5 protein-coding genes and 1 riboswitch are annotated in these 9199 nt (G+C 72.6%); of the genes, 4 read left to right on the top strand and 1 reads right to left on the bottom strand.

Features of this window, described 5'->3' with window-relative positions:
• Window positions 1–78 precede the first annotated feature (78 nt).
• Window positions 79–158: riboswitch (cobalamin riboswitch) on the top strand.
• 117 nt (window positions 159–275) lie between these two features.
• Both cobN and HET64_RS32275 read left to right on the top strand, forming a co-directional pair.
• Window positions 276–3881: a cobaltochelatase subunit CobN gene (gene cobN, locus HET64_RS32280; protein ID WP_215110701.1), complete on the top strand. Its 3606-nt coding sequence runs from the start codon at window positions 276–278 to the stop codon at window positions 3879–3881.
• 63 nt (window positions 3882–3944) lie between these two features.
• Entirely contained in the window at window positions 3945–5117 is a 1173-nt protein-coding gene (locus tag HET64_RS32275; protein WP_215110700.1) for a hypothetical protein, read from the top strand.
• A 218-nt stretch (window positions 5118–5335) separates the two neighbouring features.
• On the opposite strand, the gene HET64_RS32270 is transcribed toward HET64_RS32275, so the two are convergent.
• Window positions 5336–5893: a hypothetical protein gene (locus tag HET64_RS32270; protein ID WP_215110699.1), complete on the bottom strand. Its 558-nt coding sequence runs from the start codon at window positions 5891–5893 to the stop codon at window positions 5336–5338.
• Window positions 5894–6031: 138 nt separating this feature from the next.
• On the opposite strand from HET64_RS32270, the gene HET64_RS32265 reads away from it, so the two are divergent.
• Together HET64_RS32265 and HET64_RS32260 are read left to right on the top strand one after the other, a co-directional pair.
• Window positions 6032–7066 carry an Lrp/AsnC family transcriptional regulator gene (locus HET64_RS32265; protein WP_215110698.1) on the top strand — a complete coding sequence of 345 codons (1035 nt, stop codon included), beginning with the start codon at window positions 6032–6034 and terminating at the stop codon, window positions 7064–7066.
• A gap of 203 nt (window positions 7067–7269) precedes the next feature.
• Window positions 7270–9063 (top strand): lysyl oxidase family protein, encoded by a 1794-nt coding sequence (locus HET64_RS32260; protein WP_215110697.1) that lies wholly within the window; start codon window positions 7270–7272, stop codon window positions 9061–9063.
• The last annotated feature ends 136 nt before the right edge of the window (window positions 9064–9199 follow it).

The raw sequence follows: 9199 nt of genomic DNA, 5'->3' as shown, positions 1-9199 counted from the left end.
CCCTGCCCCCGTCCCGCCCCGCCGCTTAGGATGCAGGCGGTGGTCCGTTCAGGCCGCCATCGCCAGACGGCGACAGGGGAGGAAGCCCGGTGAGATTCCGGCGCGGTCCCGCCACTGTGAGCACGGCCGCCACCACCGGCCGGGCGAGTCAGGAACTCCCTTCCCCGAGCGCCAGGTTTCCGAGCCGGGCGCAGCGCCCGGCTCCCGAGCCGGACGCGGGGAGACCCTCCGACACCGCCCGGGGCGTGGACACCCCGAGGAAGGCCTGACGCAGCATGATCCTGCTCCTGTCGACGTCCGACACCGACCTCCTGAGCGCCCGCGCTTCCGAGGGGCCCGTCAGCTACCGGTACGCCAACCCCTCCCGCGTCTCCCTCGACGGACTGCCGGAGCTGCTGGACGGCGTCGACCTCGTCGTCGTACGCCTCCTCGGCGGTGTACGGGCCTGGCAGGAGGGCCTGGACGCGGTGCTGGCCACCGGCCGCCCCGTCGTCGTGCTGACCGGTGAGCAGGCCCCCGACGCCCAGTTGATGGCCGCCTCCACCGTGCCGATCGGCATCGCCGCCGAGGCGCACGCCTACCTCGCGCACGGCGGACCCGCCAACCTGGAGCAGCTGGCCCGGTTCCTCTCCGACACCGTGCTGCTGACCGGCCACGGCTTCGAGCCGCCCGCCCCGGCCCCCGCGTGGGGAGCGCTGGAGCGGGAGGCCCGTGAGGTGCCCGAGGGCGCGCCGACCGTCGCCGTCCTCTATTACCGCGCCCACCACATGAGCGGGAACACCGCGTTCATCGACGCGCTGTGCACCGCCGTCGAGGACGCCGGGGCCCGGCCGCTCCCGCTGTACGTCGCGTCCCTCCGTACGCCGGAGAGCGAGCTGATCGACGCGCTCCGCGCCGCCGACGCCATCGTGACCACCGTCCTCGCCGCGGGCGGCACCAAGCCCGCCGAGGCGTCGGCCGGCGGCGACGACGAGTCGTGGGACGCGGGGGCGCTGACCGGGCTCGACGTGCCGATCCTCCAGGCGCTCTGCCTCACCAGCCCGCGCAGCGCCTGGGAGGAGAACGACGAGGGCGTCTCCCCGCTGGACGCGGCCACCCAGATCGCGGTGCCGGAGTTCGACGGCCGCCTGATCACCGTCCCCTTCTCCTTCAAGGAGATCGACGAGGACGGGCTCCCGGCGTACGTCGCCGACGCCGAGCGTGCGGCCCGGGTCGCCGGGATCGCCGTACGGCACGCGAAGCTGCGGAACATCCCGAACGCGGAGAAGCGCATCGCGCTCGTGCTCTCCGCCTACCCGACCAAGCACTCCCGGATCGGTAACGCGGTCGGGCTCGACACGCCCGCCAGTGCCGTGGCGCTGCTGCGGCGGCTGCGCGCCGAGGGGTACGACTTCGGCCCGGAGGCCGACATCCCGGGGCTGGTCTCCGGCGACGGCGACGAGCTGATCTACGCGCTGATCGAGGCGGGCGGCCACGACCAGGAGTGGCTGACCGACGAGCAGTTGGCCAAGAACCCGGTGCGTATCCCGGCCGCCGACTACCGCCGCTGGTTCGCCACCCTCCCCGAGGAGCTGCGCCTCGCCGTGGAGCGGCACTGGGGTCCGGCGCCCGGCGAGATGTTCGTCGACCGGTCCGCCAACCCGGAGGGCGACATCGTCCTCGCGGCCCTGCGGCGCGGCAACCTCCTCATCCTCATCCAGCCGCCGCGCGGCTTCGGCGAGAACCCGATCGCGATCTACCACGACCCCGATCTGCCGCCCTCGCACCACTACCTGGCCGCCTACCGCTGGATCGCCGCCTCCGCCGACGACAACGGCTTCGGCGCCGACGCCATGATCCACCTAGGCAAGCACGGCAACCTGGAGTGGCTGCCCGGCAAGAACGCGGGTCTGTCGGCCGCCTGCGGTCCGGACGCCGCCCTGGGCGATCTGCCTCTCGTCTACCCGTTCCTGGTGAACGACCCGGGCGAGGGCACGCAGGCCAAGCGCCGCGTCCACGCCACGCTGATCGACCACCTGGTGCCGCCGATGGCCCGCGCCGACAGCTACGGCGACATCGCCCGCCTGGAGCAACTCCTCGACGAGCACGCCCAGATCGCCGCGATGGACCCGGCGAAACTGCCCGCGATCCGGGCGCAGATCTGGACGCTGATCCAGGCCGCGAAGCTCGACCACGACCTCGGGCTGGAGGACCGGCCGGAGGACGAGGGCTTCGACGACTTCATCATGCATCTCGACGGCTGGCTCTGCGAGATCAAGGACGTCCAGATCCGTGACGGGCTCCACGTGCTGGGCAACCCGCCCGCCGGGAACGACCGGGTCAACCTGGTGCTCGCGGTGCTCCGCGCCCGCCAGATCTGGGGCGGTACGGCCTCGCTGCCGGGGCTGCGCGAGGCGCTCGGCCTCGACGAGTCGGCCGCCACTCGCACCGCCGCCGACACGATCGAGGAGCAGGCCCGCGCGCTCGTCCAGGCGATGGACGACGCCGACTGGGACCCGGCCGCCGTGGCGGGGGTCGCCGCCGGGCTGCCGGACGCGGTCGCCGACATCCTCACCTTCGCGGCCACCGAGGTCGTCCCGCGCATGGCGGCCACGACCGACGAACTCAACCACGCCGTCCACGCGTTGAACGGCGGCTTCGTCCCGGCGGGCCCCTCCGGCTCCCCGCTCCGCGGCCTGGTCAACGTGCTCCCCACGGGGCGCAACTTCTACTCGGTGGACCCGAAGGCGGTCCCCTCGAAGCTGGCCTGGGAGACCGGCCAGGCCCTGGCGGACTCGCTGCTGACCCGCTACCGCACCGACAACGGTGACTGGCCCACCTCGGTCGGCCTCTCCCTCTGGGGCACCAGCGCGATGCGCACGGCGGGCGACGACATCGCCGAGGCGTTCGCGCTGCTCGGCATCCGCCCCGTCTGGGACGACGCCTCGCGCCGCGTGACCGGCCTGGAGCCCATCCCGTACGAGGAGTTGGGCCGTCCCCGGATCGATGTGACGCTGCGCATCTCGGGCTTCTTCCGTGACGCGTTCCCGCACACGGTCGGGCTGCTCGACGACGCCGTGCGGCTGGCCGCCTCACTGGACGAGCCCGCCGAGCGGAACTACGTACGGGCGCACACCCAGGCCGACCTGGCCGAGCACGGCGACGAACGCCGGGCCACCACCCGGATCTTCGGCTCCCGTCCCGGCACCTACGGCGCGGGCCTCCTCCAGCTCATCGACTCCCGCGACTGGCGCACCGACGCCGACCTCGCCGAGGTCTACACGGTCTGGGGCGGCTACGCCTACGGCCGTGAGCTGGACGGCCGCCCGGCCCGCGAGGAGATGGAGAGCGCCTACAAGCGCATCGAGGTCGCCGCGAAGAACACCGACACCCGCGAGCACGACATCGCGGACTCCGACGACTACTTCCAGTACCACGGCGGCATGGTGGCCACCGTGCGCGCGCTCAAGGGCACGGCACCGGCCGCGTACATCGGGGACTCCACCCGCCCCGAGACCGTCCGCACGCGCACGCTCGTCGAGGAGACGTCCCGCGTCTTCCGCGCCCGGGTCGTCAACCCCAAGTGGATCGAGGCGATGCGCCGCCACGGCTACAAGGGCGCGTTCGAGCTGGCGGCCACCGTCGACTACCTCTTCGGGTACGACGCCACGACCGGCGTCGTCGCCGACTGGATGTACGACAAGCTCACCGAGACGTACGTCCTGGACCCGGAGAACCGGCAGTTCCTCCAGGAGGCCAACCCCTGGGCCCTGCACGGCATCGCGGAACGCCTCCTGGAGGCCGAGTCGCGCGGCATGTGGGCCAAGCCCGACCCGGCGGTGCTGGACGCGCTGCGCCAGGTGTACCTGGAGACGGAAGGGAACCTGGAGGGCGAGGACTGACCCCGTCGTATTTCTTCCGCCGGCCCCTGCCCCGGATCGCCCCCGCCCGGCACAATCACGGTCATGGGGACAACGGGGCAGAGGTCGGCCGGGCAGGACGCCACTGACGTCGACGAGCGTGTCGTGCGGGGGAGTTCGTTGATCCGCAGGATCTTCGAAGCCCTGCGCCTGACGGTCCTGTCGGGGGTTACCGGGGCGGCGATCGCGGCCCTCGTGGTCGGCGCGATCCTGGAGGAGCTGCCCGTCGTCCTCACCGGGGGCGGAGGCCTGGTCCTCCTCATCCTGATCGGCGTCGTCGCCGGGCGACGGTCCCCGGGGCCCGGCGATCCGCCGGTCACCCGGACCGCCCTCGCCCGGATCGAGGACCTGCGGGCGACGAGCGGCGAAACGGCCGACGTGCCGGTGAGGTTCCGGCTGACCGTGGCGCCGGAGCCGGAGGACGGCCGGCCGGCGTACCGGGTGAAGATCGACCAGCACATCAACCTGGTCGACATCCCCCTCTACCGGCCGCGCGGCATCGCCGTCGTGGAGTACCGCCCGGACGAGCCCTGGTACGTGCGGATCGTCACCCGCCCCACCCCGGAGTGGAGCCGCCGGGCCGAGAAGGCGGAGATCGACTCCGCGCCCGAATCCACGCTGGTGAAGAACCCGGGGCCGAGCGAGGGCTCCTGGTGCATGCTGGTGCTCTTCACGTTCCTGGCGGGCGCGGCGCTGGTGGTGCTCCTCTTCCGGGGCGAGCTGTTCACGTCCGACGACGACACGGGGCCCTCGTCGAAGCAGCCCTCCGTCACGTCGTCCGCCTCCTCCTCCCGGACGTTCACCACGTCCACCACGGTCTCCGGACCCTCCTCCTCACTGCTGGTCCTCGGGCGGATGCGGGAGACGGCCACGGATCTGGAGGCCCGGGCGGGCACCTCGGACGTCACCGCGATCGTCATCGAGGAGCGCCGCATGCAGATCCGCGGCGACTCCTCCCGCCCGGCCGGTGAGACGGTGCACGTCCAGACGCTCCCGTACGAACTGTTCCCCGCGCTGGTCCACGAGGCCCGCACGACCCTGGGCGTACGCGACCCGAGGAGCTGGCGCATCGACGTGACGCCGGGCGCGGGTACGGGAGCCGGCCCCCGGGTCCGGGTCACGGTGACCGGCGAGGAGGGCACCGCCCGCCTGGACGCCGACGCGACGGCCCGGATCCTGGACCGGCGTCCGGTGGGAGAGGCCGCGAAGGGCCGCTGACGCGGGGGCCCGAGCTGGGCCGCCGGGAGGAGGCGGCCGGCGAGGAGTGCGGTGAAGAAGCGGTCGAGGTCGGAGCCGGTGGAGACCAACTGGCCCGCCGCCCAGCCCGCTGAGGGGTCCATCTGCGTGACGTCGCGCAGCGGTCCGTCGGCCGGACTGCGGTACGGTCCGCCCCGGCTCCCGGGTACCGGCCGTGGTCGGCCGGTCCGGGCGAGGCATCAAACCCTTCCGGTACCTGGAGGTCCATCCGGCCCTGCTGCGATCGATCGGCCGGGAGTGGCAGGAGAACGCGGAGCGTCGGACGGCGGCCCGATTCCCTGCCGCCTCATCGACAGCGCCGCACGGACCTGGTCCACCAGCACCGTGGTCGTCGCGGCGAGGAAGACGAGCTGCGTCAGCGTGCGCGGGATCAGCTCGTCCCACCAGGTCTCGGCGGTGTCCGCCGCGTACACGTTGGCCGGGAACATCGCGATCAGCAGGAACGTCAGGAGCCCGGCGGCCGGGGCGGCGCTCTCGCGCCGCAGCAGGGCCAGGGCCGCCGCGATCTCGGCGACGCCGGTCACCGTGACCAGCAGGCCGGGGGCCGGCAGGGCCGGCGGCACCATCGCGACGAGTTCGTCACGCATGCCGATGAAGTGGGCTCCGCCGGTCAGCAGGAACATGACCATCAGTCCACCGCGCAGGGCGGTGGGCAGCCGTCGGAGGCGGCGGACCCCGCACGCTCCGATGATCAGCGCCAGGCAGGTCGTGCCGACGAGCGCGACGAGAGGTTCCATGGGCGGTCGTCTCCTTCGGGAGCGGTCAGGTGGGTGGGAGCATGAGCCCGTGGGCATCGGCAGTGTCAGCCCCTGGCAGTCCGAACAGGACGCGTTCGGGGCGGAGTTCGCCGGAATCGGACATGAGGAGGGGGCCCGTTGACGGAAACCGTCACGCTCGACGCCCTGGACCGTCGGCTCATTCACGCCCTCCAGCTCGACGGACGTCTGCCCTTCAGCCGTATCGCCACCGCCGTCGGCGTACCGGAGCGCACCGTGGCCCGCCGCTACCACCGGCTCCGGTCGCGCCTGGCCCTCCGGGTCGTGGGGCTGGTCGACGGCGGGCGGACCGGGATGCTGGACTGGATCGTCCGGATCCGCTGTGCGCCCGAGGCGGTGGAGACGCTCGCCGTCCGGCTCGCGCGGCGGGAGGACACGTCGTGGATCGCTCCGCTGGTGGGCGGCACCGAACTCACCTGCATGGTCCGTACGCCGCCGCCCGGCGACGACGGCCGGCGCTCGTTCTTCGAGCGGCTGGCCCGCACGGAGGGGGTCCGTGAGGTCGGTGCGGCGTGCGTGCTGCGGCCCGTCGCCGGTGTCGGAGGGTGGGCGGGCCGGCTGGACGCCCTCGGCGAGGCGGAGCAACGCCTGTTGCTGCCGCCCCGGGCGTCCCGGGCCGACCCGGCGGCAGCCCTACCGGTGCTGAGCCCGACCGACACCGCTCTGCTGCGCGCCCTCTCGCAGGACGCGCGGGCGGAGCTGGGGCAGCTGGCGGCGGCCACGGGGTGCTCGGAATCCACGGTGCGGCGGCGCATCGGGCAGCTGCGGGACTCCGGGGTCCTCGCGTTCGAGGTGGAGATCGACCCCGCCCTGTTCGGCTACCCCGTCGAGGCGCTCCTGTGGCTCGATGTGCCTCCGGCCGGACTCCGGGCGGTCGCCGAGGCGCTGGCCGGGCACCCGCAGGTCGCGTTCGCCGCCCTCACCACCGGGCCGAGCTCCGTCTTCGTCATGGTGGAGTGCCGCAGCGTGAGCGGTCTGCACTCCTACGTGACCGATGAGCTGGCCGCGCTGCACGGCATCACCCGCATCGAGAGCGCCGTGACCCAGCGCCGCACGAAACGGGCCGGTCCGCTGCCGGCGCCCCTGGCCGAAAAGCGCGCGAGGGTGCCGTCCGGCAGAGCCGCTGCGCAGTAGCCGCGTCGAGGCCTCCCGCCGGGCTCCGTTACGCCGGCCGGGCGGTACTTTTCGGACAACTGTGGGCCGCCCGGGTGAGTGCAGACAACCTGCGGGGCCCCGTGCCGCCTCTCACAGTCCGGACACAGCGTCGCCACAGGTGAGTTGGGGCCGTGCTGCTCGTCCACGTTCCGTCACGCACCCGGAAGCCGGAAGTACGAGGAATGATGACCAGATTCCCGCAGGGCCGCACGAACCGTCTGACCCGCCCCTCGATCGCCGTCGCCGCGGCCGTCGCCGTGACCGCGGGCGTCGTCGCCGCCGCGCCCGACGCCAAGACGGCGGAGCCGACGCCGAAGCTCAGCCTGATCGCCGCCTCCACCTCGGTGACGCTCGACTCCTGGAAGGAGGATCCGGGCGTCTACCTGGATCTCGGGACGTATCTCACCTCCGAGAACGGCGCCTTCGAGCTCAAGGTGACCCGGAAGTCCTACAAGGACCCGGTCGTCGCCTCGCAGGTCTTCCGGAACGGGAAGAAGACCACGACCAAGGCGCTCCCCGCCGGGCTCGTGAAGGACTTCTCCGGGCTGCCGGACTTCGCGCAGATCAAGATCACCGACGCGGAGGGCAAGGCGGTGCTCACCCAGACCGAGGCGTTCTGCCCCAACAACGCCTCCGGGCGGGTCCGACCGGACGCCCCCGCCAACTCGAAGTATCCGCAGAGCTGTCCGGTGAACCCCTTCACCCTCGGATCGGTGTGGGGCGTGGAGAACGGCTGGGCGTCCAACACCTACGCCGGTTACTACTCCAAGCCGGTCCAGCTGGCCGCCGGTACGTACACCGCCAAGATCAACGTGACGAAGAAGTACCGCGACCTCTTCGGCATCGCCAACCAGACGCGCACCGTCAAGGTCACCGTGCGCGAGCGCAGTTGGGAGGAGCCGACGCCGGCTCCCGCAGGCGGCCGCGGCGCCGCGTCCGCGCACAAGGGGCACGGGGGGAACGGCGGGCACGAAGGGCACGAGGGGCACGGGAAGGCCGCCGCGCCCGCCGCGCCCTCCGCCCACGCGCACGGTGCCCCGGCCCGCACCGAGGCCCCCGCCGCCCGGACGACCGGCGCCGGTTCCACGTTCAACGTCGGCCACGGGCCCTACCCGCCGGCTCCGGCCGCCCTGCCCTGGGCGCTGAAGAAGGAGTCGCTCCAGCGGGAGGCCTTCTCCGCCGCCAAGGTCGGCGACCGTGCCGGGCAGACCGACGGGTCGCGCCAGGCGCCCGGCGCCCGCCCCAACGCGAAGCGCCCCACCGGCAAGGCGACCGTGCCCGACGTGCCCAAGCCCGACCTGCGCTCGCTGCCCGCGTACGGCATCACCGTCAGCGACGGCTACGAGGAGGTGCCCGGCAAGGACTACCTCGCCTTCAGCGCCAACGTGTGGAACGCGGGCCCGGCCAAGCTCGTCGTGGACGGCTTCCGTGCCCCGGGCAAGGAGCTGATGGACGCCTACCAGTACTTCTACGACGCCGCCGGCAAGCAGGTCGGCTACACCCCGACCGGCACCATGGAGTGGGACCCGCGCCCCGGCCACGAGCACTGGCACTTCACGGACTTCGCCAGCTACCGCCTGCTGAAGGCCGACCAGAAGGAGTCGGTGCGCAGCGGCAAGGAGGCGTTCTGCCTGGCCAACACCGACGCCGTCGACTACACGGTGAAGAACGCCAACTGGCACCCGGACAACACCGACCTGTCCACCGCGTGCGGCCAGGAGAACTCGATCTCCGTCCGCGAGGTGCTCGACGTCGGCTCCGGTGACACCTACACCCAGGACCTGCCCGGCCAGTCCTTCGACATCACGGACCTGCCGAACGGCACGTACTACATCCAGGTCCTCGCCAACCCGGAGAACCGGCTCAAGGAGACCAACCACAAGAACAACAGCGCGCTGCGCAAGGTCGTCCTCGGAGGGAAGAAGGGCGCCCGCACCGTGAAGGTCCCGGCCCACCACCTAGTGAACGCCAACTAGCTTTCCCCGCAGGTGCGTTGAAGCGCTCCGTACCGTAACTACCGTCGGCCCCGGGAAGTGTTCCCGGGGCCGTCGGCATGCCGGGACCCAAACCCGAGTTCTCGCCAACTCGCCCGTGCACCCGTAACCCCGGCCC

The organism is Streptomyces sp. McG3 (assembly GCF_018619185.1).
In the GTDB taxonomy this organism is placed as follows: domain Bacteria; phylum Actinomycetota; class Actinomycetes; order Streptomycetales; family Streptomycetaceae; genus Streptomyces.
This window is presented reverse-complemented; position numbering and strand designations above follow the sequence as displayed.

Coding starts and splice junctions, on each gene's coding strand:
- cobN (WP_215110701.1), top strand. CDS start 276: ATGATCCTGCTCCTGTCGACGTCCGACACCGACCTCCTGAGCGCCCGC.
- HET64_RS32275 (WP_215110700.1), top strand. CDS start 3,945: ATGGGGACAACGGGGCAGAGGTCGGCCGGGCAGGACGCCACTGACGTC.
- HET64_RS32270 (WP_215110699.1), bottom strand. CDS start 5,893: ATGGAACCTCTCGTCGCGCTCGTCGGCACGACCTGCCTGGCGCTGATC.
- HET64_RS32260 (WP_215110697.1), top strand. CDS start 7,270: ATGATGACCAGATTCCCGCAGGGCCGCACGAACCGTCTGACCCGCCCC.